The 24,367-nt window shown below is 37.6% G+C and carries 28 protein-coding genes; 17 read left to right on the forward strand and 11 right to left on the reverse strand.

Going from position 1 to position 24,367, the window contains the following annotated elements:
* Window positions 1-2 precede the first annotated feature (2 nt).
* Complete coding sequence (locus C3K47_RS15090) at window positions 3-776, forward strand: DeoR/GlpR family DNA-binding transcription regulator (RefSeq protein ID WP_103790113.1); 774 nt, start codon at window positions 3-5, stop codon at window positions 774-776.
* Here the strand turns inward: C3K47_RS15090 and C3K47_RS15095 are convergent.
* The 6 genes from C3K47_RS15095 to C3K47_RS15120 are packed head-to-tail and all read right to left on the reverse strand — an operon-like array spanning window position 773 to window position 6,477.
* On the reverse strand, window positions 773-1,843 hold the full coding sequence (locus tag C3K47_RS15095) for a dipeptidase (protein WP_103789991.1): 1,071 nt from the start codon (window positions 1,841-1,843) through the stop codon (window positions 773-775). The two genes, C3K47_RS15090 and C3K47_RS15095, sit on opposite strands and share 4 nt — an antisense overlap.
* Window positions 1,844-1,862: 19 nt before the next feature.
* Entirely contained in the window at window positions 1,863-2,981 is a 1,119-nt protein-coding gene (locus C3K47_RS15100; protein WP_243392564.1) for a D-TA family PLP-dependent enzyme, read from the reverse strand.
* A 2-nt stretch (window positions 2,982-2,983) separates the two neighbouring features.
* On the reverse strand, window positions 2,984-3,631 hold the full coding sequence (locus tag C3K47_RS15105; RefSeq protein WP_103789992.1) for a bifunctional 4-hydroxy-2-oxoglutarate aldolase/2-dehydro-3-deoxy-phosphogluconate aldolase: 648 nt from the start codon (window positions 3,629-3,631) through the stop codon (window positions 2,984-2,986).
* 10 nt (window positions 3,632-3,641) lie between these two features.
* A complete protein-coding gene (locus C3K47_RS15110; protein ID WP_103789993.1) occupies window positions 3,642-4,673 on the reverse strand; it encodes a sugar kinase in 1,032 nt (343 codons plus the stop codon).
* A 12-nt stretch (window positions 4,674-4,685) separates the two neighbouring features.
* A complete protein-coding gene (locus C3K47_RS15115) occupies window positions 4,686-5,153 on the reverse strand; it encodes a RidA family protein (RefSeq protein ID WP_103789994.1) in 468 nt (155 codons plus the stop codon).
* A 1-nt stretch (window position 5,154) separates the two neighbouring features.
* A complete protein-coding gene (locus tag C3K47_RS15120) occupies window positions 5,155-6,477 on the reverse strand; it encodes a GntP family permease (RefSeq protein WP_103789995.1) in 1,323 nt (440 codons plus the stop codon).
* 209 nt (window positions 6,478-6,686) lie between these two features.
* Here C3K47_RS15120 and C3K47_RS15125 point away from each other — a divergent pair, with 209 nt between their 5' ends.
* Complete coding sequence (locus C3K47_RS15125) at window positions 6,687-7,097, forward strand: GNAT family N-acetyltransferase (protein WP_103789996.1); 411 nt, start codon at window positions 6,687-6,689, stop codon at window positions 7,095-7,097.
* Window positions 7,098-7,100: 3 nt separating this feature from the next.
* Here the strand turns inward: C3K47_RS15125 and C3K47_RS15130 are convergent, their stop codons facing one another.
* Entirely contained in the window at window positions 7,101-8,606 is a 1,506-nt protein-coding gene (locus C3K47_RS15130) for an ATP-binding cassette domain-containing protein (RefSeq protein ID WP_103789997.1), read from the reverse strand.
* A gap of 212 nt (window positions 8,607-8,818) precedes the next feature.
* Between C3K47_RS15130 and C3K47_RS15135 the strand changes: the two genes are divergently transcribed.
* The 6 genes from C3K47_RS15135 (at window position 8,819) to C3K47_RS15160 (ending at window position 13,416) form a co-directional block, all read left to right on the forward strand.
* Window positions 8,819-9,472, forward strand: a complete 654-nt coding sequence (locus tag C3K47_RS15135) for a hypothetical protein (RefSeq protein ID WP_103789998.1) — start codon at window positions 8,819-8,821, stop codon at window positions 9,470-9,472.
* 276 nt (window positions 9,473-9,748) lie between these two features.
* Window positions 9,749-10,375 carry an ABC transporter ATP-binding protein gene (locus C3K47_RS15140; RefSeq protein WP_103789999.1) on the forward strand — a complete coding sequence of 209 codons (627 nt, stop codon included), beginning with the start codon at window positions 9,749-9,751 and terminating at the stop codon, window positions 10,373-10,375.
* Window positions 10,376-10,470: 95 nt separating this feature from the next.
* The gene (locus tag C3K47_RS15145; protein ID WP_103790000.1) at window positions 10,471-11,793 is read left to right on the forward strand and encodes an ABC transporter permease; all 1,323 of its coding nucleotides are present in this window, start codon (window positions 10,471-10,473) and stop codon (window positions 11,791-11,793) included.
* An 82-nt stretch (window positions 11,794-11,875) separates the two neighbouring features.
* Complete coding sequence (locus C3K47_RS15150) at window positions 11,876-12,343, forward strand: hypothetical protein (protein WP_103790001.1); 468 nt, start codon at window positions 11,876-11,878, stop codon at window positions 12,341-12,343.
* Window positions 12,344-12,354: 11 nt separating this feature from the next.
* Window positions 12,355-12,939: a hypothetical protein gene (locus C3K47_RS15155; RefSeq protein ID WP_103790002.1), complete on the forward strand. Its 585-nt coding sequence runs from the start codon at window positions 12,355-12,357 to the stop codon at window positions 12,937-12,939.
* Between the two features lie 36 nt (window positions 12,940-12,975).
* Window positions 12,976-13,416 (forward strand): hypothetical protein, encoded by a 441-nt coding sequence (locus C3K47_RS15160; RefSeq protein WP_103790003.1) that lies wholly within the window; start codon window positions 12,976-12,978, stop codon window positions 13,414-13,416.
* A gap of 6 nt (window positions 13,417-13,422) precedes the next feature.
* Here the strand turns inward: C3K47_RS15160 and C3K47_RS15165 are convergent, their stop codons facing one another.
* Window positions 13,423-14,319 carry a hypothetical protein gene (locus tag C3K47_RS15165; protein WP_103790004.1) on the reverse strand — a complete coding sequence of 299 codons (897 nt, stop codon included), beginning with the start codon at window positions 14,317-14,319 and terminating at the stop codon, window positions 13,423-13,425.
* A 31-nt stretch (window positions 14,320-14,350) separates the two neighbouring features.
* Window positions 14,351-14,794 carry a DUF2147 domain-containing protein gene (locus C3K47_RS15170; protein ID WP_103790005.1) on the reverse strand — a complete coding sequence of 148 codons (444 nt, stop codon included), beginning with the start codon at window positions 14,792-14,794 and terminating at the stop codon, window positions 14,351-14,353.
* Window positions 14,795-14,880: 86 nt separating this feature from the next.
* Here C3K47_RS15170 and C3K47_RS15175 point away from each other — a divergent pair, with 86 nt between their 5' ends.
* Both C3K47_RS15175 and C3K47_RS15180 read left to right on the forward strand, forming a co-directional pair.
* Entirely contained in the window at window positions 14,881-15,435 is a 555-nt protein-coding gene (locus C3K47_RS15175) for a glutathione peroxidase (RefSeq protein WP_103790006.1), read from the forward strand.
* 177 nt (window positions 15,436-15,612) lie between these two features.
* On the forward strand, window positions 15,613-16,482 hold the full coding sequence (locus tag C3K47_RS15180; protein WP_103790007.1) for a YncE family protein: 870 nt from the start codon (window positions 15,613-15,615) through the stop codon (window positions 16,480-16,482).
* Window positions 16,483-16,560: 78 nt separating this feature from the next.
* Here C3K47_RS15180 and rpoN read toward each other — a convergent pair whose 3' ends face one another.
* Window positions 16,561-18,036, reverse strand: coding sequence for an RNA polymerase factor sigma-54 (rpoN, locus tag C3K47_RS15185; protein WP_103790115.1), 1,476 nt, complete (start codon window positions 18,034-18,036; stop codon window positions 16,561-16,563).
* A gap of 385 nt (window positions 18,037-18,421) precedes the next feature.
* Between rpoN and mscL the strand changes: the two genes are divergently transcribed.
* Together mscL and C3K47_RS15195 are read left to right on the forward strand one after the other, a co-directional pair.
* Window positions 18,422-18,841 carry a large-conductance mechanosensitive channel protein MscL gene (mscL, locus tag C3K47_RS15190; RefSeq protein WP_103790008.1) on the forward strand — a complete coding sequence of 140 codons (420 nt, stop codon included), beginning with the start codon at window positions 18,422-18,424 and terminating at the stop codon, window positions 18,839-18,841.
* A 128-nt stretch (window positions 18,842-18,969) separates the two neighbouring features.
* Window positions 18,970-19,902: a DUF3078 domain-containing protein gene (locus C3K47_RS15195; protein ID WP_103790009.1), complete on the forward strand. Its 933-nt coding sequence runs from the start codon at window positions 18,970-18,972 to the stop codon at window positions 19,900-19,902.
* Between the two features lie 18 nt (window positions 19,903-19,920).
* On the opposite strand, the gene C3K47_RS15200 is transcribed toward C3K47_RS15195, so the two are convergent.
* On the reverse strand, window positions 19,921-20,820 hold the full coding sequence (locus C3K47_RS15200; protein WP_103790010.1) for a ChaN family lipoprotein: 900 nt from the start codon (window positions 20,818-20,820) through the stop codon (window positions 19,921-19,923).
* A gap of 203 nt (window positions 20,821-21,023) precedes the next feature.
* Here C3K47_RS15200 and rpmH point away from each other — a divergent pair, with 203 nt between their 5' ends.
* From rpmH to tsaB, 5 genes are all read left to right on the forward strand, one after another.
* Complete coding sequence (gene rpmH / locus C3K47_RS15205; RefSeq protein ID WP_103790011.1) at window positions 21,024-21,182, forward strand: 50S ribosomal protein L34; 159 nt, start codon at window positions 21,024-21,026, stop codon at window positions 21,180-21,182.
* An 89-nt stretch (window positions 21,183-21,271) separates the two neighbouring features.
* Window positions 21,272-21,673 carry a ribonuclease P protein component gene (gene rnpA, locus C3K47_RS15210; RefSeq protein WP_103790012.1) on the forward strand — a complete coding sequence of 134 codons (402 nt, stop codon included), beginning with the start codon at window positions 21,272-21,274 and terminating at the stop codon, window positions 21,671-21,673.
* Window positions 21,673-21,897, forward strand: a complete 225-nt coding sequence (gene yidD / locus C3K47_RS15215; RefSeq protein ID WP_103790013.1) for a membrane protein insertion efficiency factor YidD — start codon at window positions 21,673-21,675, stop codon at window positions 21,895-21,897. Before rnpA ends, yidD begins: the two co-directional genes overlap by 1 nt.
* 70 nt (window positions 21,898-21,967) lie before the next feature.
* Entirely contained in the window at window positions 21,968-23,623 is a 1,656-nt protein-coding gene (locus tag C3K47_RS15220; protein WP_103790014.1) for a S41 family peptidase, read from the forward strand.
* A gap of 60 nt (window positions 23,624-23,683) precedes the next feature.
* Window positions 23,684-24,367, forward strand: coding sequence for a tRNA (adenosine(37)-N6)-threonylcarbamoyltransferase complex dimerization subunit type 1 TsaB (gene tsaB, locus C3K47_RS15225; protein ID WP_103790015.1), 684 nt, complete (start codon window positions 23,684-23,686; stop codon window positions 24,365-24,367).

Raw genomic sequence — 24,367 nt, forward strand, 5'->3', positions numbered from 1 at the left:
GCATGAACGAAAAAGAAGTAGTACACTTTTCAAAAGAAGACAGGAAAAACCATATTCTAAAGGAAATCAACTTACACACGCGTGTGAGTTTTGAAACACTTTCCAATCAACTTTCTGTTTCAGAAGATACAATTAGAAGAGATATCAATGAATTGGAAGCTGAATCACTGGTTATAAAAGTAAAAGGTGGTGCGATGACAAAAGCGTATCATCATACTTCATTAACAGAAACTTACGCTGGCGATGCCAAAAGAATAATTGCTGAAAAAACAGTTAATCTGCTTAAGAATAATATGGTTTTGCTCATTGGAGGAGGCACCACCATAAGAGAATTTATTCGAATAATTCCAACCGATTTATCACTTACTGTTTTCACTGTCAATGTTTTATCGGCTGTTGAACTTCTTGACAAACCTAATATCAAAACGATCATGATTGGCGGAAGCATTTCACCTTATAGCCAGATGTGTGTAAGTGGTGATGTTTATAATCAGTTAGCCAACATTAAAGCAGATCTATTGATCTTAGGAACTAACGCTCTTGCTATTGAAGGTGGTTTTTCGGATTCAGACTGGGAAACGGTTCAGGTAAAAAAAGCAATGATAAAAGCTGCTAAAAAGACCGCCATTTTAACCATTTCTGAAAAATTGAATACAGAGCTGAAAATGAAAATCGCCAGTTTATCAGAAGTAGATTTTGTAATTACCGAAATTAATGCTGATAGTGATAAACTAACCCCTTATAAGCAATCCGTACCTAAATTAACCTTTCTTTAATCCCAGTTTTTCATCAGGAAATTGATCCAATTCTGGTGGAAGATATTATTTAAGTCTTCCTGTGAATAACCATGATTTCTGAAAATGACAACCAACTTTTGCAAATCAGCAATTGTGTCTAAATCGTAAGGACATTGCTCTGTGCCAAAAGCACCGTCAAGATCGGAACCGACACCTATATGAAGCGCATTACCTGCAAGCTGGCAGATATGATCCATATGTTTAAAGACTGTCTCCATAGAACATTCCATTTTCAGTGGAGTTGAAACACCTCTTTGCCAATCAGGCACCAACATCCATGCATCTAAAGCTCCCCCAATAACGGCTCCTCTTTTAATTAATTCCTTAATTTGATCATCACTGTATTGTCGATTATGGTTTACCAGGCTGCGGCAATTGTTATGGCTTGCCCATACCGGACCGTTGAAATTGTCCATGGCTTGCCAAAATGCATCATCACAAAGGTGGGTAGCATCCAATATAATATTCAAGCGTTCCATTTCTTTGAGCAAGGCAATCCCATTTGAATTCATTTTTCCAGCGGCATCCGTTCCGTTTGCATACCTTCCCGGACCATAATGTGCCGGCCCAACCGCCCGTAAACCATAATTAAAAGCTCTTTCGAGATACGATAAATCAACCAGCGAATCAGCTCCTTCTAAACTTAAAATATAGCCAATTGGCTTTTTATCATTAGCAGTTCCATCGTTCCATAAATCAATTTGCTGGCGGAGTGATTTCTTATCCGTAATCTGAACCATTTCACCGGCATCTTCCATTGATTTATACCAGGCAAGCTGTGCCTGGGTTTGTGCCCATGCTTGTTCCGGAGAATTCCATCCTGGAATAATACTATCCGGCTTTACATAGCGGGCAATCTGGGTGGCCACTACAATTCCAATATTCCCCTTCCTTAAATCCGGTAATGAAACAGTTGCTCTTTCTCGATCAGGCTTATCCGTCATGCCTTTCTCAAGAAAACGAAGTGTATGAGCATCATTTCTTAAATCCCTGTTCCATTCCATAGCATTCATGCTAAGGTCGAGATGTGCATCAACAATAAACATAGAAACTAGTGTAATCTGATTAAATATTAATTTTCCTTTTACGTGCTGTAATTGCCCAACTATCAACTATTTCATGCTGATCATCAATTATCTGCATGTCATCATATAATGCACAGGTTGGACAAACATGATACGGAATAGCATAAACTTTTTCGCCAATTAAGTAATCCCTGGTACCACGATTCTCCAAAACCAAATGCTCTTCTGAATGAGCAATCGGAACCAGTTCTTTATCATTCAAAATAACCAGGCGTTTATCCAGCGGATTTTCAGCGGCAACTGATTTGTAGCCTAAATCAACACATAAAGTACCAGGCGTTGGCTTAGAAATAATGGACCCAACGAGCAGTGCAGCTGTTTCGAATGGCTGTTCCGGTAGATTTGTTTGATAATTTACATCCCAAAACACAAAAGTTCCCGGACTGCATTCCACATCTTTGCAGTTTGCATAAATCGGAAATGTATTAGATCCTCCGGCAACAATTTTCAATTTATACTCAAGTTGATTTTCAATATTCGCAAGCTGGTTCATCACTTTTGCAAGTGATTCTTCCACCAATTGTTTTCGTTGTTCCACCAAACCCTTTATATGACCGTCATAAATATGCAGTCCGGCCAAATTTAGATTAGGCATTCTGCTTATAAGAACCGCCATTAAAGCCCAGTCTGCATTTATATCTACACCGGTTCTATTCATCCCGGTATTTAGATCAAGATAAACGGTAAGTTTCAAGCCATTTATCACTGCTAAATCAGAAAGTTGTTGTGCAACTTGAAGATCATCAACAATAACCGAAAATGCAGCATCCGGATACTTAAGTATTAGGTCAATCCAACGTTGCCGCTTGCCCCCGGTTGGTTGATAAGCCAATAAAATATCCTTTATACCAAATATGGCACTTAATTCTGCCTCTGCAATAGTGGCACATTTAACCTTGTTAATACCATAACTCTTATACAGGTTAAGAATTTCGCCACACTTATGTGTTTTTATATGAGGTCTTAAACGCTGGGTATCTCCATCTATTAAGTCAATCAGCAGTTCAATATTGTGTTTTACAGGGTTCAGGTAAACAGCCAGAAATGGAGTATCTGGAAGCGTTTCAGGTTTTATCTCCCACCAGTAATCGTTCATCATACTTAGTTTCTTGCTTTGTTAATAAGCGTAATCAAATTGCTGAACAATTGATATGATAAATCATAATCAAGTCTTTCAAGGGTTTCTTTAGAAAACAAATGCGAACCAATCCCTACGCAAGAAACACCTGAGGAAAACCAATCCTTAATATTCTCTTCTTGTAAGGTTACACCTCCGGTAGGCATTAATTTCAGGTTGGGGAATGGAGCTTTAATAGCTCTGACATAGCCGGGACCGCCAATTTTATCAGCCGGAAATAGCTTTACCAATTCAGCTCCAAGCCTGTTGGCATACAACACTTCGTTTAAGGTTGCAGCTCCCGGAATCCAGTAAATTTTATTATCGATACAGTATCGGCCTATCTCCGGATCGATATGCGGGCAAATGATACAATCGGCTCCTGCCTCCTTATAATCAATTGCATCCTCAACAGTCAGGATAGATCCAACAGCTATTTTAATATCGAGATTATGTCTGGCTCTTACATCAAGCATATGAGTAAAAACTTCTTTTGAGTTTGCTGAACGGGTGGCAAACTCAATAACTTTAATACCTGCATCGGCTGCTGATCTGAGGATAATTTCAGCAGTTTCAGCACTTATATGGGTAACCAATGGGAGAACCCCTTGTTTATTTAAGATATGGTACATTGGATACTATTTATCGGCTTATTCGATTACTCGAGCCGTTTTTGATAAAATGAGCAACTTCTTCTGCTGAAGAGATGGCAAAATCGCCATGCACACTTTGCTTGATAACACCGCATGCAACCGCCCATTCAATACATTCCTGTGCTGAAAGTTTATTGATCAATCCATAAAGCAAACCAGCTGTAAACGCATCTCCCGATCCAATTTGATCGGTTACCCAATGTATTGCATGCTGCTTTGATTCAAAAAAACTCCCCTCATGTATTAACATAGCGGAGTACAAATGAGACAATCCATCCGACTTTCTAAAGCTCATTGCCAGGGTTTTCAGATGGGGCATTTTTTTGGCTAAAAATTGATAAGCCTGTAGGAACCGTTCAGCATCGCTAATGCTCTTATTGGTTTTTAATCCAAAGTAAATTTCTATTGAATCTAAATCGGCAACAGCAATTGTGCTATAGTTTAGCAAACCGGGCATTATCTCGGATGCTGCTTTTCCATACTGCCATAATTTTGAGCGGTAATTAAAATCCGAAGAAATTATTTGTCCATTATTATAAGCTGCCTGTATCGCCTCAGAACAAACCTGGCTTGCCTCATAAGAAACAGCTGCACTTGAACCCGACCAATGAAAATGGGTGCTTTTTTCAAATATTGAAGCCCAATCAATTTGCTTTAAACCAATGGTGGCAAAAGATGAATTAGTACGATCGTAAATAACTTGAGATTGCCGGATTTGATTGCCATTTTCAAAAAAATACAAGCCCATTCGATCTCCTCCAAAAATGCACTGCTGAGTATCTACACCATATTTGAGTAATTCACTTAAAGCAAGTCGGGCCAAATCATTATCAGGAAGCCTGGTAATAAACTCTGTAGCAATACCCAATTGAGAGAGCAATACACTTACATTAGCCTCAGCACCTCCGATATGAACATTCAGTTCAGTGGTTTGTGTAAACCGAGCTCCATTTTTGACACTCAATCGTAACAATAACTCTCCAAAGGAAACTACTTTCGGCTCTCTGACAATCGTATTCATTTACGGGGTCTCTTAATTTAGTTCAAAAAGTGCTTCAACTTCAACCGGAATATTATCAGGTAAAGAACCCATACCCACGGCACTTCTTACACCAATACCGTTTTCCTGGCCCCAAACTTCTGCAAACAGTTCACTACATCCGTTTATAACGTAAGGATGTCGTAAAAAATCACCGGTACAGTTAACCATACCCAAAACTTTGATCACTCTTTTAACTGCATTCAGGCTACCGAAGTTGGTTACAATGGTTGAAAGCATCGTTAAGCCAACCTGACGCGCAGCCAACTTTCCTGCTTCAATATCCATATCCTCACCTATCCTACCAATAATTAGCGATTTATCATTTTGAACAGGCCCATGACCTGACAGGTATAAGTATTTACCTTCTACCAGGAACGGTTTATAAATTCCCAAAGGTTGAGGCGCGGGAGGAAGTGTTAAGCCTAGCGCTTCAAATTTTTCTTGTGGAAGTGAGTTCATGTTACTTCTGAATAATAAAGTTTACTATAAAAATGAAGGTAATACCCAGCACCGAAACCAGTGACTCCATAACGGTCCAGGTTTTAAAGGTATCTTTCATACTGATATTGAAATATTCTTTGAACATCCAAAAACTTGGATCATTTACATGTGAGCACATTAAACTGCCTGCTCCTATTGACAATACCAAAAGATTAGGATCAATCCCATTAACCTGTAATAAAGGTAATAAAACACCGGCAGTCATTAAACCAGCTGCTGTAGCCGAACCAATACAAACCCGTATGATGGCGGCCATTACCCAGGCAAGCAGGTAAGGATGGATATCTAGTTGAATTAAATATTGAACAATAGACTGACTTACCCCACTTACAGACATTACTTCCTTCAAGCATCCTGCTCCACCAACAATGAATATGATCATAGCAACATCTTTAATGGCCACGGCATAATCGTCCATAACCATCTTCAAACTTTTACCACTACGAATACCTAAGGTATATGTGCATATTAAAAGCGAAACAAGCATTATACTACTAGGGCTTCCCAAGGTTTTACAAACAGCTATGAGCAAAGGGTCCTTCCAGATTAATGGCAACAGGGAAGTTATGGTTAATCCAAAAACCGGGAATAATGAAGATAAAATACTAACAGCAAATCCCGGCTGCATGTTACCGTTAACAAACTCTTCAACTTTTACGATTTCGTTGGACGCATTCTCCTTGATATTCTTAAAAAAATTGGAGAATAATAACCCGGCAATAAGAATGGTTGGTATTGCAATTAAGATCCCATAAATCAGCACCATCCCTATATTTGCATTGAACATTTTACTTAATGCCATAGGCGATGGATGGGGAGGTAAAAATCCATGGGCAACAGAAAGAGAGGCCAGCATTGGGATACCTAAATACACCTTTGGTAATTTAAGCTGATAAGCAATTGAAAAGATCAAAGGGATTAATAACACAAAGCCAACACTGTAAAACAGCGGAATACCAACAATAAAACCCGTGGTCATTAAACCTAAGCGAACATACTTAGGGCCAGTCCAGTTCATAATGGTTTTGGCTATTACATTGGCAGCTCCCGATGAAACAGTCAGCTTTCCAATACAGGTTCCGAAAATTATGACCAGTGAAATTGCCCCTAGCATATCACCCATTCCCTTTTCTATGGTTTGAGGTAATGTTGATATAGGCAAACCCAAAAGTAACCCGGCGATTATAGAAGTGATGATGAAGGCCAAAAACGGGTTAACTTTTAAGACAGTGATTTGTAAGATGAGAAAAACAATGCAAGCTATCAGAATCAAAACACTCATTGGCTTTTCGTTTTGGAGTTTTTTAAGTTGAAATATTATCACAAATCATCAACACGGTTCTATGCACCTGTATCAAGCCAAATATATAAATTAATTTACAATTTGCTTTTTTTTTGCAAAATGATGCTATTTTTTTGCAACAACAATATAAACTTCATTAAATCAGCAGATTAATTTTAGATTTAGGCATATTAACACAACTACCCAACATGATCACCTACCAAATAGAAAAAACGATTCCTATAGAAGAGTTCAAAGAACTTTTAATCCAATCGACGCTAGGAGAACGTCGACCAATAGAAGATGATGATCGATTACAGAAAATGCTAGATTTTGGAAATCTGCTTGTCACTGCCAGAGATAATGGCAAGCTAGTAGGAATATCACGGGCATTAACTGATTTTGCATTTTGCACCTATTTATCTGATCTAGCAGTTGACCGGGATTATCAAAAGCAAGGAATTGGAACAGAACTGATTCGTCAAACGAAACTCGCTTCGCCGATGGCCAGATTAATTTTATTGGCAGCTCCGGCCGCCATTGGCTACTATCCCAAAATTGGTATGACCAAGTACGAGCATTGCTTTTTGTTGGACGATGTTAATAATCTGAATAAATAACTATCAACAGACAACCCTACCCTTTTCCAATTTAAGTTTTCGATCAATACAAGCAGGCATTTCGCTTTCGTAGTGAGAAACGTAAATCAGTGTTTTTTCAAAATGCTTACAAATGTCATTTACAATACTGGTAAAATGACTGGTTTGATAACGGTCCAAACCCTGGCAAGGTTCATCCAACAGCAACAATGGTGGATTTTTAACCAATGAGCGGATTAAAAGCAGCAATCGTTGTTCTCCTAATGAAGCCTTATAAAACGGTTTGTTGCTCAAGTGTTTCAAATCCATTATCTCCAGCCAGCTCTTCACTAAAGCTTGCTGAAAATAACTTACCTCAACCGATGAACCCATTTGATCATTAAATCCTGAGCAAACGGTTTCATAAGCCGTTGTCGGATCCTGTGAAAACCCGCTTAAGGTATAGTCATTTGAAGCCACACTTATCGCTTCAACATATGAACTTGTACGCTGAAAGAAATTATGCATTTCGGGTGATACATAACCTATTTTTTGTTTGATATCCCAAATGCTTTCTCCGCTTCCGCGCTTTTTATCAAATAAATAAACTTCGCTTTGGTAGGCCTGTGGATTATCGGCATAAATTAAACTTAGCAATGTTGACTTGCCCGATCCATTTTCGCCAGTTAAGGACCAATGTTCTCCCTTTTTAACTTTCCAGGAAACATCGTCTAAGATCAGTTTATCATCAAAACCGATAGTTACATTTTCCATTCTTACAGCATTCTCAAAAGAAGAATCACTATTCGTTGAATATTGCTTTATTTCTTCCCAATTGACTTCTTTTCCGATGGTTATTGCACCGTGGCCATCTTCTTTCTGAAACTCATGGTAAGTGAAGACATGCTTAATTTCACCATTATTCATTGAAAATATGCGGTCAGTACAAGTCGGAATTTCATCAGATGCAACGATTACCAGCGTTATTCCAAACGTATTTTTTAAAATAGCCAGCAACTCATGCAAAGCAGCCCTGGTTTTTACATCCAACCCAATAAAAGGCTGATCGAGCACTAACAAGGTTGGCTTTGCCAGTAAAGTCTGCGCCAGCTGCACACGTTTCCCTTCACCGTTAGAAAGTTCAATAACCGGCTGATTCAGTTTATCTTCTAACAATAATAAATGTATGATCTCATTGAGCTCCTGCTCCTCAGCATTTGCCCGAGCTAAAACTTGTGCAACGGTTGGAAAATTCCCGTGATAGTTACGATCGAAACGCTGCCCGAAATAAGTTCGATTGTGAAAGGCAAAACGGAAATCGTGTTGCTGATGCACAAAAACCCGTCTTATACCCTCATCATTAATTTGAATCGAACCGCTCGAAATAGGATAATGCCCTGCAATAACTTTAGCCAGCGATGTTTTTCCGGCACCTGATTTACCGGTAATCACCACACATTCGCCTTTGTTCAATGTAAACGAACAACGGTTTAAAATGGCTTCACGTTGCAAAACCAATGATATATCCTGAGCTTCGATAAGTTGTTTCATGCACACAATCGATAATTTTCTGTGGCGCCAAATGTAAGAGGTTTCATTCAACATTAATTCTATAAAACGCCAGTTTGTACGATTCCTAACCAAGAAGTTGTTATTAAGACGGTTGGTAATTTGGAGAAATGGTTAAAAGAATTAATTTCGGTCATTGAAAACGACTAACCATTTTACCATAAAAAACAACAGCAAAAGCAGCTATTTTAAAGATGAAAAAACTATCAATACTTTTAATTTTCTTATTAATTCAAATCAATTCATTTAGTCAGGATAGAACTGTAGTAGAGAAGGATTATTTGATTTCAGTTCCCAAAAAATGGATATCAATTTCAAAAGAATTTACAAATCAACTTCAGAAGGAAAAAACACAGGAATTAAGATCTTATATAATTGGATTCTCTAAATCAGATTCTACAGCACAAGAGTTACCTTATTTGATAGCTAGTTATGTCGAAATTCCAGGTTCGGAAAATAGTTTATTCAGGGAGGTTTTAGAAATCCAAAGAGATGTATTAAAAGAGAAAGGGTTTAATGTCGATTTTAAGATTGATAGTATAAATTACAATTTTTATACTGAGCTGAAGATCCATAATACAATAACCTACCAGGGATACAGTGTTGGAGGAAATGGTACTCTTTTTCTTAACTATTATCCTGCAAGCAATTCAGATGAAGAACGAATTCTGTTTCAAAAAATACTGAGTTCAGTTAAGCACAATAAAAAATTCTTAAATAAGGATACTCTTCTAGCAGAAAAACAAGGTTATGAAAAGGAAGCTGGTAAATCTGCTATGTTAGCTTTAGTTGGATTGGGGTCGTTAACCTTGATTTCGTTCATTAGAAAAAAATCAAGTAAAGACTAACTTGAGATCATTATGCTTTCATGGAATGAAACAAGGACCTACGGAACAAAAATGTTAGCATCACGCAATTCCAACATGAATTAAACACTTGGTTTTTAGAATATTTTATCATTTAAAAATCAAAACATCACACAGGAACCATCTAATAACCTTTTTCCAAAGCATTGCTCAGGAAAACTTGCAAACCTCCCCCCTTCAGCTAACAAGGTCGTTACACTGGCTTTGCTTTTTTATTCAGCTTACGATCAGTATTTTCGGTGCACAAAACCAATCATAATGATCAGTATTAACTCGGTTAAACAATTCTATAACGGCGCTACTCAACTCCATTTCAACGACTGGTTGGTTAATTCGGGCGAACATTGGCTGATGCTAGGTGGTTCGGGAACGGGAAAAACAACTTTGCTGCATATTATTAGCGGTTTATTAAAACCGACCGAGGGCAACGTTAACATAGAAGGTACTGATTTATATAGTTTGAAGGGCGCTGATCTTGATCATTTCAGAGGAAGAAATATTGGTGTTATCTTCCAACAGCCCCATTTGATTAAAAACCTTAACGTTTTAAACAATGTAATAGCTGCCCAATATTTTGCCGGTTTAAAGGAAGATAAAAAGCGAGCATTGGAAGTACTTGAGTCATTAGGCTTATCATCAAAAACTAAATCCCTTCCTGCGGAACTTAGCCAGGGACAAATGCAGCGGGTAGCGATTGCTCGGGCTGTTGTCAATCATCCAAAAATTGTTATTGCTGATGAACCTACCTCAAGCCTGGATGACGAAAACACTGATTCGGTATTGAAACTTCTTGAAGAACAGGCAGAACGTAATAAAGCAACATTGGTAATTGCTACGCATGATGAACGGGTAAAAAAACGATTGACAAGACAATACATGCTTTAATTAGAGAATCACCAATTTGTTATCAACAAGCATAAAAAGCCGAAGCTCTCGACATGCAATTCAACAATCTAAAATCGTCAATCTAAAATCAATAGATGAATCTTTTAAAACTTAGCTGGTATAATTTAAAAGCCAATATACTTTCCACACTTCTGAATGTTTTATTGCTTTCTTTCGGCATAGGAATTATTGCCTTACTCATGCTGGCCTCCGACCAGATAGGCAAGAAACTGGAAAGCAATGCAAAAGGGGTTGATGCTGTTGTGGGCGCTAAAGGAAGCCCCCTGCAACTAATCCTTTCGAGCATTTATCAGATCGATAATCCTACCGGCAACATTAAACAATCAGAGGCGCAAATGATTATGCGCAATCAAGCGGTAAAACTGGCGGTCCCGCTGGGTCTTGGCGACAGTTATGAGCAATTTCGAATTGTAGGCACAAACGCAAAATATGCTGAACTTTATGAATTAACACTGGCTGAAGGCAAACCATTCGACACCTTATTTGAAGTAAATATTGGCGCCACCGTGGCAAAGGTAAAACACCTGAAAATTGGTGACAGCTTTCATGGTTCACATGGTTTGGTTGAAGGAGGAGAAGAACATCATGAGCATAACTATAAAGTAGTAGGCATATTCAAAGAATCAGGCTCTATTGCCGATAACCTGGTACTTACTTCCATGCCGAGTATATGGGCCATGCATACCGAAAGTACAGCTCATGAGGCCCCTCATAAGCATCAACAAGGCGAAGTTGAAACAATGGGGCCCGATGCAGGCTTCGAAGAATCTAAATTAGTACATGACCAGTTTCATGGGGAAGCTCCACTTGAAGAGACAACAACTCCAGTTCCTGCGCCAATAGAAAATCAAAATGAGCCGGAAATAACTTCCATATTAATTAAATATCGCTCACCGGTAAGTGTGGTTACCTTCCCTCGTTTTGTAAATACACAAACCAATATGCAAGCCGCTTCTCCGGCTCAAGAGAGTGCTCGCCTGTTTTCATTGATCGGTGTTGGAGTAAAAGCCATGCAGTGGTTTGCAGGGCTCATTATCATTATTTCAATTTTCAGCGTATTTATCAGTTTGTATAATTCGTTAAAAGAGCGCAAATACGATCTGGCCATCATTCGTACGATGGGAGCCCCTCGAAGTAAAGTATTTTTGCTGATCATTACCGAGGGACTGCTTTTAGCCATAATTGCTACATTTATTGGCTTATTATGGTCGCATGGAGCGCTTGAGTTTATCGGGCATAATCAAGACACTGAACAAACCAAATTAACCGGTTTAACGTTTTTAAAAGACGAATGGAAACTTATTTTCGGTGGATTGGTTATTGGACTAATCGCTTCGGTAATTCCAGCTATTCAGGCTTATAAAGTTGATATATCGAGAACCTTAGCAAATAGCTGATAGTTCATAGATCATAGCCAATTTACTATGATCCATGAACTAAGATCCATGAACTAAGATCCATGAACTAAAACTAAAAAGCATGATTAACAAAAACATATTCAAACTTACACTCGTATTAGCACTATTAGCCGCAACCAATATTGCCAACGCGCAGCAAGCTGAAAAACCACCGGAACATGTGGCTATAAAATCAGTTAGCTGGGACATTATAAATGACTTGACCTATAAGATGGATAAGGCCGGCGATTATACACCTATTTTCAGTAATCGACTCAAAGCACTCAGTGGAAAAGTTATCGACTTAAAAGGATATATCGTTCCATTTAAAATGGGTGCAAAGCATAAAAATTTTGCCATTTCTGTTTTACCCATTAGCCAATGCTATTTTTGTGGGCAAGGCAATATTCCTCCAATGGTTGAGGTGGTAATGAAAGATGCCATTCCGTATACTGATAAAATAATTACAGTGAAAGGAAAAGTGCGGTTGAACCCAAATGATTCAAACCATATGGAAATTCTTGTTGAAGAGGCTGAACAGGTTGATTAAGATATATTTTGATGAAAATACCGGATCATTTAAAGAATAATTGGAATGGGGTACTTTATCTCATTGGCATACTTGTGCTAATTTTATTATTTGCTCAACTGAAATTTTCAGATAATAAAACCGCTCAAAATAATGCAGCAGAAGAAGAACCTATCGCCGGTATTCCTGTCCCTGCCGATACGACAACTCCACCTGCTCATTTATTGCATGAAAAAATGATTACCTCGGAGCTTTGGACAAAGCTGGCGACTTTAACCTATAAAAAGGAAATTATCGACAATGAACAATGGACCATTCCTGTTTTCGCGCCGGAAGTAAAAGCGATGGAGGGGGAAACCATTACCTTGAAAGGGTATTTGATTCCGCTGGAAAAGGGCCTGCAACATCAGTTGTTCATGCTTTCAGTTTTACCGATAGACCAATGTTATTTTTGTGGAAAAACCCAAGGAGTTCCCGAAATGGTGGAAGTGAATATGAATAAATCGATTGCCTATACCAAAGAAGCGATCACCATAAAAGGCATATTACAATTGAACGAACGCGACGAAGAGCATTTTGCCATGATGCTAATGGGAGCAGAAATAGTCGATCAATAGCCTGATTAAACCACCAAGCATTCCTTTATTTTGAAAATGAAGAAACTTACAATTATTCCAATTCTATTACTGATATCCTATTTTTCTAAGGCTCAGCATACAGCCGATATGATAAAATCGCCGGTTTGGGATGTGATTGGCACCTTAAAAATAAACAAAGTAACTACGGATAAACAGGTAGCCGTTTTTTCAGCCCAGATAAAATCAATGGAAAACAAAAGGGTGACCTTACAAGGCTACATGATCCCGATTGAAGAAGGCATTAAACATAAGCGTTTCTTGCTCTCTACATTACCGGTAAATCAGTGTTATTACTGCGGAAAAAATGGGGTTCCAATTATGATTGAGATTGAAATGGAGACACCTATTGATTTCTCCTATAAACCAATTGAAATTTCAGGGATCTTTAAATTGAACTACAAGAACGCCGCCGAGAATATTCCAATTTGGTTGATAAACGCCACACAGGAAGATTAACAACATTTACCACTTTGCTTGCTGTTCTTTAGTGCTGATCATTATTCCCATAATTTTTGTGGGCAATGGCAATCTGTCGAGATTCATTTTACGGTACCAACGTTTAGGAATTCCAGAGGTGTCCATCACAAAGTCAATGCCTTCGGTATTTCTTACAATCAGGTTCTCTTCTTCCCATCTCGACTCTAAATAACCATAAGCAAGCACCAGGTCATCCAGTAACATCCCAACCGAAATATCACGGTCAGTTTTAAAATAAGGGTGCTTCGCAATTATCTGACGAATAATACATACTGAATCACCGTCACACTCGGGGGTAATGAATAAATACTGGCTGGTTTTATCAGTAGCTGTTACCTGGTATTGTTCGTACTTATTTTTTTGATCGTAAACATACACCTTATACACCCGATCTTTCGGGAATATCTTCTTAATGGTGTCAACATTCATCCCAATTTTAAGTACCCCTACTGAGTTTATTTTGATAATATTAGGAGCCAGTTTTACAACCGCCGGTTTGGCTTTTGGGTCTGTTCCTGCCTTTTTAGGGTCAGTTGATTTGACTTTGGGATCTGTTTTCTTGCCGGTTGAAGTTCCTTTTTTAGTGGCAGTTGTTTTAGTATTTGCTACTTTTATCTTCGCAGCACTTGCCGAATCGAGTGTAGTTGGATCCGCTCCAACAACTTTCATCGAATCAACAACTATTGCTTTTTTAACAGAGTCGGTTTTTGTGGTTGTTTTTTTTGCAGCTGTTTTTGTGGTAGCTGCTGGTGTTTTTGCTGATGATTTAGGCTTTTGCTGAGCCATTACAACTCCTTGGCCCATTAAAAAAACTACAATGAACGTGTATAAAAATAAATAGATCCCTTTCACCTTCATTTCAACGCGCTTTTCAAAAATCATTCTTTAAAATTCCCTGTTACTAGTATTATAATTAGTTTGAGCGTGACCAAATATCTGTTCTACCTATTATCGATACACCTATATACCCTCTCACATTCAGATTATTCTTATCCTTTAAAGTTAATTTACAGGAGTAAGTTTTACCACTTTTCGGATCGTAAATCGAACCATCAGCCCATTTAACGTCATCCGTATCATACTTAAACCCTTTCAATATCTCTAATCCCATTAATAAACGGTTGCGCTGCGCTTCCTCCGGATTCTTAGTGTCCTTTTTATCCTGTCCGTTTGTTTCCTTAGGATTTTTTAGCCAAACCAATTTTCCATAGAACTCATTCCCTTTCTTAAAAATCTGAATTTTGGCATCTTTCTCCTGATTTAGCCAAATTCCCACAATCGCATCAGCTCCGCTTTGGGCAAAACTTGCCATAGCAAAAAAACATGCTGTAACCGTTAATGCAATAAGTTTCTTCATAATAAGTTTAATTTATTGAATAAGTTTTGCAAAACTATAATAAAACCCGACTGTTAAGTAATTTTGACAACAAAACGTATAACAATATGGAAACCTTAATGATAGTGTTAACCCTCTTTTTGGGGGCATGTAACTCAAAAGTGATTAGCAATGACGCAAATACACAGCCAAAAACTAGTTTTTACGACTTGCAATACACCTCTATTGATGGTCAGGTCATCGATTTTAAACAATATAAAGGCAAAAAGCTTTTAATTGTAAATACGGCTTCAGAATGTGGCTTTACCCCTCAATACAGCGATCTTGAAAAATTAAATGAGGAATATGGCACCAAAGTAGTGGTACTTGGATTCCCAGCCAATAATTTCGGAGGACAAGAGCCTGGCTCAAATACAGAGATTAAAGGCTTTTGCAAGAAAAACTACGGTGTTACATTCCAGCTGTTTGAAAAATCATCGGTAAAAGGTGATGATAAAAACGTTGTTTACCAGTGGTTGACGGATAAAAATAAAAACGGATGGAACGACCAGGAACCAACCTGGAACTTCTGTAAATATTTGATCAATGAGAAAGGCGAATTAGTTAAATTTTTCCCTTCAAAAATAAAACCGACCGATACCGAAATCATTTCGATGTTATAGAGTTTTTCTTTAAGAAAACTCCTAAAGCGCCTTTTTCAGTTTGAAAAAGGCGTTTTTTCATTAAACCCAAAACCATTACTCCTGCTTTTGCTACTGTATTGTTACGCTTTTAAACGAATTGATATACAATAATAAGTGATAGCTTTACTATTACATATATCTAATTCTCAATACAAAATGCAGAAGAAATCATTACTCATTGCAGCTTTTGTTTTAACAATGCTTAAAGTAAAGGCTCAATCTACCTCAATTCAAGAAATAAAGGGCTTTAATCATCCCGAAAGTGTTGTGCAGCATGGAAACTTTCTCTACGTTTCGGACATAGGCGAAAAAATGGAGCCGTCCCAAATAGATGGTGATGGATTTATTAGTAAAGTAAATTTTAAAAAGGGCAAAGTTGAAGAGTTAAAATTTATTACGGGTTTAAATGCCCCTAAAGGGAGCGCCTTTATTGACGATGTCTTATACATTGCAGATATCAATCGAGTAGTCGGCTACAACGTTACTACCCGCCAAAACGTATTTGAACTGCCTGTAAGCGGATCGAAGTTTTTAAACGATGTGGAAGCGACCAAGGGGAAACTTTATGTTTCGGATACTGATTTAGGAAAAGTTTTTGAGCTTGATGTAAAGAGCAAAACCTATAAGCTGCTGGCTACTGAAATAATTCCTGGAGCTAACGGACTGAGTTATAGCGACAAAACCACTAAGCTTTACTGTGTTGGCTTTAGTAACGACGGCCAAAATCCAAATGGCAACGTTTATGCAATTGACCTTTCGAGCCTGAAAACAGAAAAGATCTCTAAATACGAGGGATATTTGGATGGCGCAGTACTAAAAAACAATAAGCTTTACATTTCTGATTGGAAAGCATTTGAGAAAAAAGGTGTATTGGCAGAAATTGACCTTTCAAAAAATGAGGCCCATACCATTACCCTAGCTAACCTCATCAACGGCCCTGCTGATTTTACGGTAAGTACCGATGGAAGGTATTTCATAATTCCTGCTATGCTCGATGGAAGTATTCTGATTGAAAAAATTCAATAGTGACTATAAAACCTAAAAAAGTAAAACGGCGCGAATGGTTAACCCAATTGCGCCGTTTTACTTGTTATAAACAGTTGCTTAAAGTTCTTTTCTTAATCGAGCTACTGGTATGTTCATTTGCTCGCGGTATTTAGCCACTGTACGTCGGGCAATATTATATCCTTTGTCTTTTAGTATTTCAGCAAGCTTTTCATCAGCAAGCGGGCGTCGTTTATCTTCACCGCCAATACAATCTTCCAATATTTTCTTCACCTCACGGTTCGATACTTCTTCTCCACTCTCGGTTTGAATAGCCTCAGAGAAGAATGACTTAAGCAAAAAGGTGCCGAATTCGGTTTGAACGTATTTACTATTGGCCACCCTCGAAACGGTGGAAATATCCATTCCGATCTGATCAGCAATATCTTTCAAGATCATTGGTTTAAGCTTACGCTCATCCCCTTCCTGAAAATAATCATATTGATAATGCATAATGGCGTTCATCGTTTTGATCAACGTTTGCTGACGCTGCTTTATCGCATCAATAAACCATTTTGCCGAATCAAGTTTTTGTTTCACAAACTGAACCGCTTCCTTAAGTTTTTTATCCTTACTGGTTTGCTTGTCGTAAGTTTGAAACATCTCCTTATAATCACGGCTTACCCGGAGTTCAGGAGCATTTCTTGAGTTCAGCGTAAGGATCAACACACCATCGTTATTAGCAATATGAAAATCAGGTATTACCTGCATTTGCTTAGTATTGCCGTCGGCGTTTGAATCACCCGGTTTGGGATTGAGTTTCAATATTTCGTTTACAGCCGCCTTTAATTCTTCCGGAGATATACCTAGTGAACGTTCGAGCTTTTCATAATGCTTTTTGGTAAACTCATCAAGATAATTCTCTACAATTTCAATGGCCAGGTGCACCACCCTACTGTCCTGATCTTTTTTTCGTAATTGTATAAGCAGACATTCTTGCAAATCCCTGGCTCCAATTCCTGGTGGATCAAAACCTTGAATGACCTTTAACATCATTTCCACCTCATCCTCCGTCGCATCAACATTCTGCGAAAATGCCAGATCATCAATTAAAGATAAAATCGGTCGGCGTAAATATCCGTCATCATCAAGACTACCAATAAGTTGTTGGGCTATTAAAAAATGACGATCATCGAGATCGACCATATTAAGCTGAAACTGCAGCATTTCAAAAAAAGAACGTGACTCGGCATATGGCAATTCTTTTTTATCATCCTCATCATCCGAATCATAAGCCAAAGAAGTGGCATAATCCTTTTCATCGTCTTGTTGCAGGTAATCTTCTATACTAAATTCTTCCGATAGCTCAGTTTCACCTTCCTTGAAATCTTCTTTGTCGTCATCGTCAAAATTGTACTCGTCCTTCTCCTCGTTATGGGCCATCAGACTTATGTCTTCTAAAGCAGGATTCTCTTCTAACTCTTCCTTAATTCGCGCATCCAGCATTACAGTAGGAATCTGCAACAACTTTATAAACTGAAGTTGTTGTGGAGATAGCTTCTGTAATAGTTTCTGCTGCAGGTTCTGTTTTAGCATAGTTTCGGCATTGGCTTTTGACAAATGTAAATTGAAAAACGGAAATTTAATATGCTTTCCTTATTGTATCCCAATTAAAATAACTAACAAATCATCTAATAAACAAAAAACGAGACAATTAGGATTTGAATTGTGTTTCTGTAGCTTTTATTTTCCCAAAACAATATAACTAATATTCACTAATAGTTAATAATCAATCTTTTAATAAAATATCTATTCAGGCATTCAATTGAATTTTATATAAAATTTAATTAAATTGAATAGTATGATATTCTAAACACTTTTAATTAATTTTAAATCATAATAGTAAAGTGTTTGTTTTTTCCTTAAAAGCAAATAAATTGAAGTAGTTAACGAACCGTAATTTTAAATAACTTATACAGCTATGGGTTTTATAAAAGAATTTAAAGAGTTTGCCATGAAAGGCAGTGTAATTGACCTTGCAGTAGGGGTGGTTATTGGAGGGGCATTTGGCAAAATTGTCACTTCTTTGGTTGACGATATCATTATGCCGCCGATCGGATTTTTGCTAAAAGGAATTGACTTTAAAGATTTGAAATTACATCTTAAAGAGGCGGTGGTTGATGCATCAGGCAAGGTTACTGCACCTGAAGTAAGTATTAACATCGGCAACTTCATCCAGGTGTTAATTCAATTTATAATTATAGCTTTTGCCATATTTTTAGCCGTAAAAGCAATTAATACTGTTCGTAAAAAAGAAGAGGTTCCTGCAGCTCCAACGCCTCCTCCTCCAACTGAAACATTGCTTGTTGAAATAAGAGATTTACTTAAAAACAGATCATGATATTATAAATAAGCCGGTTTAGTATCGGCTTATTTAGTTTATTATACAAAACCTGTGACCATTTATCGCTTATATTTTTACATTTCCACCACTTAGTCCGGTAATTAAATTCTTTTATTTTTGCCGGCATGCAAAAACCGGTTATTTTTTTAACTATTGTTTTACTTATCTGCGTAAAAGCTTTCGGCCAGGAAACTGATTCAATTCCCAAATGGACAATTGACGGAACCAATACCTTTTTGTTTAGTCAGGCTGGCTTCAATAACTGGGCTGCCGGCGGACAGAATGCTTTAACCTTTATTGCCGGCTTTAAATTAACAGCCAATAAAGTAACCGAAAAAGGCAGATGGGAAACCATTTTTGATTCGGCCTTTGGCACTCAACAAATCGAAGATAAAGAATACCGAAAAACGGAGGACAGGTTTGAGTTAAACTCAAAATACGGTATAAAAGCCTCGGATAAGCTTTTCGCCACTTTTTTAGTTTCAATACGAAGCCAATTTGTGGTAGGTCACAAATACTCCGATAACGGTGCTCCAACAAAAGTTTCTGATTTCTTATCACCGGGTTATATTACCGCATCTGTAGGATTGGATTATAAACCGTACGAAGGACTTTCCTTATTTATCTCTCCTGTTGCATCCCGAAACACCATTGTTTTAGATCAGGAACTGGCCGACAAAGGAGCCTATGGGGTTACAAAAGCCGTTTATGATGATCAGGGTAACCTGATAAAAAGCGGTAGTAATTATTACCAACAAGTGGGTTTGAGTTCGAGCTTTAGATATGGCGGCAAATTATTCGAAAACGTAAACCTTACTACCAAGCTCGATCTGTTTAGTACTTATGAAAATTTAAATGCAATTGACGCTTATTGGGAGGCCCTATTTGATTGTAAGATCAACCGTTTTTTAACCGCTAACCTTTCAACAGGATTAATATACGATCAGAAAGTATTGATCAAGAAAATTGAAGATGTAAACGGTGTGCCTACAGAAGTTAGCAGACCCCGTATTCAATTTAAAGAAATTATAAGCCTTGGACTTAAGTTTATCTATTAATACTTATCCCTTTTAATTTTAAAAAGATCGCTTGACCTTCGGATCTGTAATAATTACGAAATCGGCAAGGTTTAAATATTTGGCAAAATCAGGGTTATCAAAAGAATCATCCGAAAAACAACTAATGGTCATTACGCTGACACCTGCTTTCTTTAACCGATAGCAGGTTCCAAGGTATTCGTCACTATGAAATCGACCATTTAGTTGAAGTATTTTATAGTCTTTCTTCTTACGCAGAAAAGTTGATATAGCATCAGCCATGGTAGCATCCCATAAATTTTGCGACTGATAAATTTGTAAGCCTGGTATTGTATGGTCTCCCATGGTTTGTAAAAATTTATCATAGTAAGCACCGGTTAATGTATCAATTGGCAACCCCGGAAGCCATTTCTTCGCATCATCACTTAAATAATTTAAGGAACCAAGACCCAATCTTGTAACGCGGTTTACATATCGTGCTGGTGCATTAGCAGCAATTACCTTTAGGTTCTTCTCTTTGGCAAACTCAACCAAAGGTTTATAGTCACTGTAATTCTTCCAGCAACGAGCCTCAGTAATAAAATTCTTCTCCTTAATTAATCCGCTTAGGTATTCATCTAAAACAAGCTGAACATCACGTTCAAACATTTCCATTGATAAGGCCAGTTTTGAACCGTAGGCACCGTTTAATTCCTTTAAAATGCTTAATTCAAGAAAATGTCCCACCGAATCATTATGTTCTTCACCGAACTGAACAACCTGAAATTTATTTGCATATTTTATCACCTGAGCCAGATCAACTTGTTTTCGATCCTTAACGGAGTAAATTTTATACTTATTCTCAATCATTTGAGCATTTATATTAAAGGGTAACAGTTGAATACAAAAGCAAACAATGGCTGTTTTAACTAACAAGTGTAAGCGTTGATTATCAAACATAAATTCAATTAATAAAGAAATTCCAAAACGATAAAATAGTCATTATTTAGCAAGCCCGGCCACTTATTTAATGATAAAAAGCTGTTAATTTGATTGATATAGAAACCTAAAAGATTTCTAAATTTCATTTTGATATAAAAAAAAACAACTCTATATTTGCAGCCCTGTTAAAGTAGTTTATAAACAGCAAAGAATATAACGAGATGAAAAGAACATACCAACCATCAAGACGTAAAAGAAGCAACAAGCATGGCTTCCGCGAAAGAATGGCTTCTGCAAACGGCCGTCGCGTATTAGCCTCACGTCGTGCAAAAGGCAGAAGAAAACTTACTGTATCTGACGAAAAAAGACATAAAGCTTAATTGATTTAGGCCTGATGGCTTAATTGAGCCGGTGAGTATATTTGGATTTGCCATTTTAGTCCACTAAAAAATCCGGTTTCAAATTATCAATGAATACTTTTAAAAAAGAAGAACGATTATGTAGTAAACTGCTCATTAATGAGTTACTACAAAATGGTTCTTCTTTCCTTTTATACCCTTTCCGTATTACCTGGATTCCCTCAAGCGACAATTCCCAGGTATCTTCTGCTCAAATTTTAATCAGCGTATCCAAAAAACGATTTAAAAGAGCAAATAAACGTAACCGTGTTAAGCGTCTTATCCGCGAAGCCTATCGTTTAAACAAACAATCTTTACTTTACCCCTTTCTTTCACAACACGATTTTCGTATTGTTTTTATGTGCAGTTATATTGGAAACGACATTTTTACGTTCGAAGAGTTAGAAAAAAAGCTTAAATTAATGCTAATTCGTTTAAGTAAAGAGATAGGTAAAAGTTTGCCAAACGATTGATGCTAAACAAAATTTTCAATTCTGTTTTTATTGCCTTAATTAGGATTTACCAGTATGCAATTTCTCCCCTACTGGGTCAAAATTGCCGGTTTACTCCTACCTGTTCGCAATATGGTGTAGAGGCAATAAAAAAGCATGGCCCCTGGAAAGGTGGATTATTAACCGTAAAACGTATTGGACGTTGCCATCCATGGGGTGGTCATGGACATGACCCTGTTCCTTAACATTAAATTTATTTACGTATAATTATCCATAGGAATAATTTTTGAGACTAGGTGTAAGATTGATTTTATTATGTTAAAACGCTACAAAAAAACGCTCTTAATCTCAGCCATTGCAGTTGGCTCTCTCGGCTCCATGGCTTTTGTTGATGACTTCTTTGAAATTTCTAAGAATCTTGACATTTTTTCAGCTCTTTACCGTGAAGTGAATACTAATTACGTTGATGAAGTTGAACCGGCTAAATTAATGCGAACTGGCATTGATGCCATGCTTAAATCATTGGACCCTTACACTAATTTCTACTCCGAATCTGAAATTGAAGATGTGAAATTTATGACCACAGGGCAGTATGGTGGTATTGGGGCAACAATAATGCAGCGCAGAGGAGAAATAATTGTCAACGAACCCTATGAAGGCTCACCTGCACAACAGGCTGGGTTACGGGCCGGTGATATCATTACTGCTGTTGATGGCCGACCGGTAAAAGGTAAAACCAGTGGCGACATCACTACCTTCCTAAAAGGTCAACCCAATACAACAGTTACCCTTACACTTTTACGTCCGGGAGAAAAAACTGAATTTCAAAAGGTATTAACCCGCCAGGAGATCAAAATTAAAAATGTGCCCTATTATAGCATGATCAACGAAAATGTTGGTTTCATAAAACTTACCGGATTTACCCAAAATGCGGGTAATGAAGTAAAAGAGGCATTAGCTGAACTGAAAAAGAACGCTGGTTTAAAGGCCATTATACTTGATCTAAGAGGAAATCCGGGAGGATTACTTAACGAAGCCGTTAATGTAACCAATGTGTTTATTGACCGTGGACAACTAATAGTAACCACCAAGGGTAAGGTTGTTGATAATAACCGTAATTATAAAACCATTAATGCGCCAATTGATCTAAATATTCCGGTTGCGGTATTAACCAACAGTCAATCGGCTTCAGCATCCGAAATTGTTTCTGGTGCTATACAAGATCTTGACCGTGGTGTAATTGTTGGTCAACGCACTTTTGGTAAAGGTTTGGTTCAAAACACCCGACCATTGGCCTTCAATACTCAAATGAAGATCACAGTTGCCAAATACTACATTCCAAGCGGTCGTTGTATACAGGCATTGGACTATACCCACAGAAATACTGATGGTAGTGTTGGTAAGATCCCTGACTCTTTGATCCGCGAATTTAAAACCGTTAACGGTCGTAAAGTATTTGATGGTGGTGGCGTTACTCCTGATTTCGCTACCGATCAAATCTCTTTAAGCAGTATTTCTCAAAGCTTGATCAGCAAAGGATTGATCTTCGACTATGCTACAACTTATCGGAATAAACATGCAAGCATTAGCCCTACCAAAGACTTCAAATTCACAGATGCTGATTTTACTGATTTCGAAAAATACTTAGCTGATAAAGATTATGATTATGTAACCGCAAGCGAAAAAACACTTGAGGATTATAAAAATGCTGCAGTTAAAGAAAAGTACTTCGAGGCCATCAAACCTGATTATGAAAAACTTAAAAACTCATTAAAACATGACAAACTATCTGATTTAGTGAAGTTTAAAGAAGAAATAACAACGTTGCTTGAAAATGAAATTTCATCGCGTTACTATTATCAAAAAGGTAAAATAGAGTCTGCTTTAAAACGAGATAAAGATGTTAAAAAAGCCATTGAGGTGTTAAGCAATACGAATCAGTATAACTCAACACTGGCAATTAAAAACTAAAACATTAAAAATGCTATTTTTGAGGGCGAAAGCAGAAAAGCTTTCGCCTTTCTTTTTATCATGGCCCTAATTTTAAGTATTGAAACTGCTACAGCCTGCTGCTCGGTAGCCTTGTCGGAAAACGAACAACTGATCGCTTATAAAGAAGAAACTAGTCCTAATATTCATGCAAGTTCACTAACACTATTTATTGAAGAAGTGCTCAAAACAGCAGGGCGTGTTCCTTCTGATTTGGATGCAGTAGCAGTAAGTATGGGCCCCGGTTCTTACACAGGGTTACGCATTGGTGTTTCTACGGCGAAAGGACTTTGTTATTCACTGGATAAGCCACTAATTGCAATAAACACACTTAAAGCAATGGCCAATGGTCTTTTATTAACAGGGATTGATACGAAAGATACGCTGTTGTGCCCGATGATTGATGCCCGAAGAATGGAAGTTTTTACTGCCGTTTATAATGATCAATTAGAAGTAATCGAGGAAACAAATGCAGCTATAATTAATGAAGATTCGTTTGCCGAATTGCTAAGCAACAATCGTGTTATTTTCTTTGGAAATGGCGCAGAGAAATGCAAATCAGTATTGACCACATCCAATGCCATTTTCATCGAAGATTCAGTTAATTCGGCCCGTTATATTGCTCCGCTGGCTTATAAGCAGTTTGAGCAAAAACAGTTCGAAAATGTAGCTTATTTCGAACCATTTTACCTTAAGGATTTTGTAAGCACTCAGGCTAAAGGATAA

The sequence above is a fragment of the Solitalea longa genome (assembly GCF_002920915.1).
Lineage (GTDB): Bacteria > Bacteroidota > Bacteroidia > Sphingobacteriales > Sphingobacteriaceae > Solitalea > Solitalea longa.

Bases quoted from the DNA above. Each gene is read 5' to 3' on its own strand.
- rpmH (WP_103790011.1), top strand. From the start codon at position 21,024: ATGAAAAGAACATACCAACCATCAAGACGTAAAAGAAGCAACAAGCAT.
- C3K47_RS15150 (WP_103790001.1), top strand. From the start codon at position 11,876: ATGATTAACAAAAACATATTCAAACTTACACTCGTATTAGCACTATTA.
- C3K47_RS15130 (WP_103789997.1), bottom strand. From the start codon at position 8,606: ATGAAACAACTTATCGAAGCTCAGGATATATCATTGGTTTTGCAACGT.
- C3K47_RS15115 (WP_103789994.1), bottom strand. From the start codon at position 5,153: ATGAACTCACTTCCACAAGAAAAATTTGAAGCGCTAGGCTTAACACTT.
- C3K47_RS15100 (WP_243392564.1), bottom strand. From the start codon at position 2,981: ATGATGAACGATTACTGGTGGGAGATAAAACCTGAAACGCTTCCAGAT.
- C3K47_RS15120 (WP_103789995.1), bottom strand. From the start codon at position 6,477: ATGAGTGTTTTGATTCTGATAGCTTGCATTGTTTTTCTCATCTTACAA.
- C3K47_RS15090 (WP_103790113.1), top strand. From the start codon at position 3: ATGAACGAAAAAGAAGTAGTACACTTTTCAAAAGAAGACAGGAAAAAC.
- C3K47_RS15125 (WP_103789996.1), top strand. From the start codon at position 6,687: ATGATCACCTACCAAATAGAAAAAACGATTCCTATAGAAGAGTTCAAA.
- tsaB (WP_103790015.1), top strand. From the start codon at position 23,684: ATGGCCCTAATTTTAAGTATTGAAACTGCTACAGCCTGCTGCTCGGTA.
- C3K47_RS15145 (WP_103790000.1), top strand. From the start codon at position 10,471: ATGAATCTTTTAAAACTTAGCTGGTATAATTTAAAAGCCAATATACTT.
- C3K47_RS15105 (WP_103789992.1), bottom strand. From the start codon at position 3,631: ATGTACCATATCTTAAATAAACAAGGGGTTCTCCCATTGGTTACCCAT.
- C3K47_RS15095 (WP_103789991.1), bottom strand. From the start codon at position 1,843: ATGTTTATTGTTGATGCACATCTCGACCTTAGCATGAATGCTATGGAA.
- mscL (WP_103790008.1), top strand. From the start codon at position 18,422: ATGGGTTTTATAAAAGAATTTAAAGAGTTTGCCATGAAAGGCAGTGTA.
- yidD (WP_103790013.1), top strand. From the start codon at position 21,673: ATGCTAAACAAAATTTTCAATTCTGTTTTTATTGCCTTAATTAGGATT.
- C3K47_RS15165 (WP_103790004.1), bottom strand. From the start codon at position 14,319: ATGATTTTTGAAAAGCGCGTTGAAATGAAGGTGAAAGGGATCTATTTA.
- C3K47_RS15220 (WP_103790014.1), top strand. From the start codon at position 21,968: ATGTTAAAACGCTACAAAAAAACGCTCTTAATCTCAGCCATTGCAGTT.
- C3K47_RS15200 (WP_103790010.1), bottom strand. From the start codon at position 20,820: ATGTTTGATAATCAACGCTTACACTTGTTAGTTAAAACAGCCATTGTT.
- rpoN (WP_103790115.1), bottom strand. From the start codon at position 18,036: ATGCTAAAACAGAACCTGCAGCAGAAACTATTACAGAAGCTATCTCCA.
- C3K47_RS15175 (WP_103790006.1), top strand. From the start codon at position 14,881: ATGGAAACCTTAATGATAGTGTTAACCCTCTTTTTGGGGGCATGTAAC.
- C3K47_RS15135 (WP_103789998.1), top strand. From the start codon at position 8,819: ATGAAAAAACTATCAATACTTTTAATTTTCTTATTAATTCAAATCAAT.
- C3K47_RS15140 (WP_103789999.1), top strand. From the start codon at position 9,749: ATGATCAGTATTAACTCGGTTAAACAATTCTATAACGGCGCTACTCAA.
- C3K47_RS15160 (WP_103790003.1), top strand. From the start codon at position 12,976: ATGAAGAAACTTACAATTATTCCAATTCTATTACTGATATCCTATTTT.
- C3K47_RS15195 (WP_103790009.1), top strand. From the start codon at position 18,970: ATGCAAAAACCGGTTATTTTTTTAACTATTGTTTTACTTATCTGCGTA.
- C3K47_RS15180 (WP_103790007.1), top strand. From the start codon at position 15,613: ATGCAGAAGAAATCATTACTCATTGCAGCTTTTGTTTTAACAATGCTT.
- rnpA (WP_103790012.1), top strand. From the start codon at position 21,272: ATGAATACTTTTAAAAAAGAAGAACGATTATGTAGTAAACTGCTCATT.
- C3K47_RS15155 (WP_103790002.1), top strand. From the start codon at position 12,355: ATGAAAATACCGGATCATTTAAAGAATAATTGGAATGGGGTACTTTAT.
- C3K47_RS15110 (WP_103789993.1), bottom strand. From the start codon at position 4,673: ATGAATACGATTGTCAGAGAGCCGAAAGTAGTTTCCTTTGGAGAGTTA.
- C3K47_RS15170 (WP_103790005.1), bottom strand. From the start codon at position 14,794: ATGAAGAAACTTATTGCATTAACGGTTACAGCATGTTTTTTTGCTATG.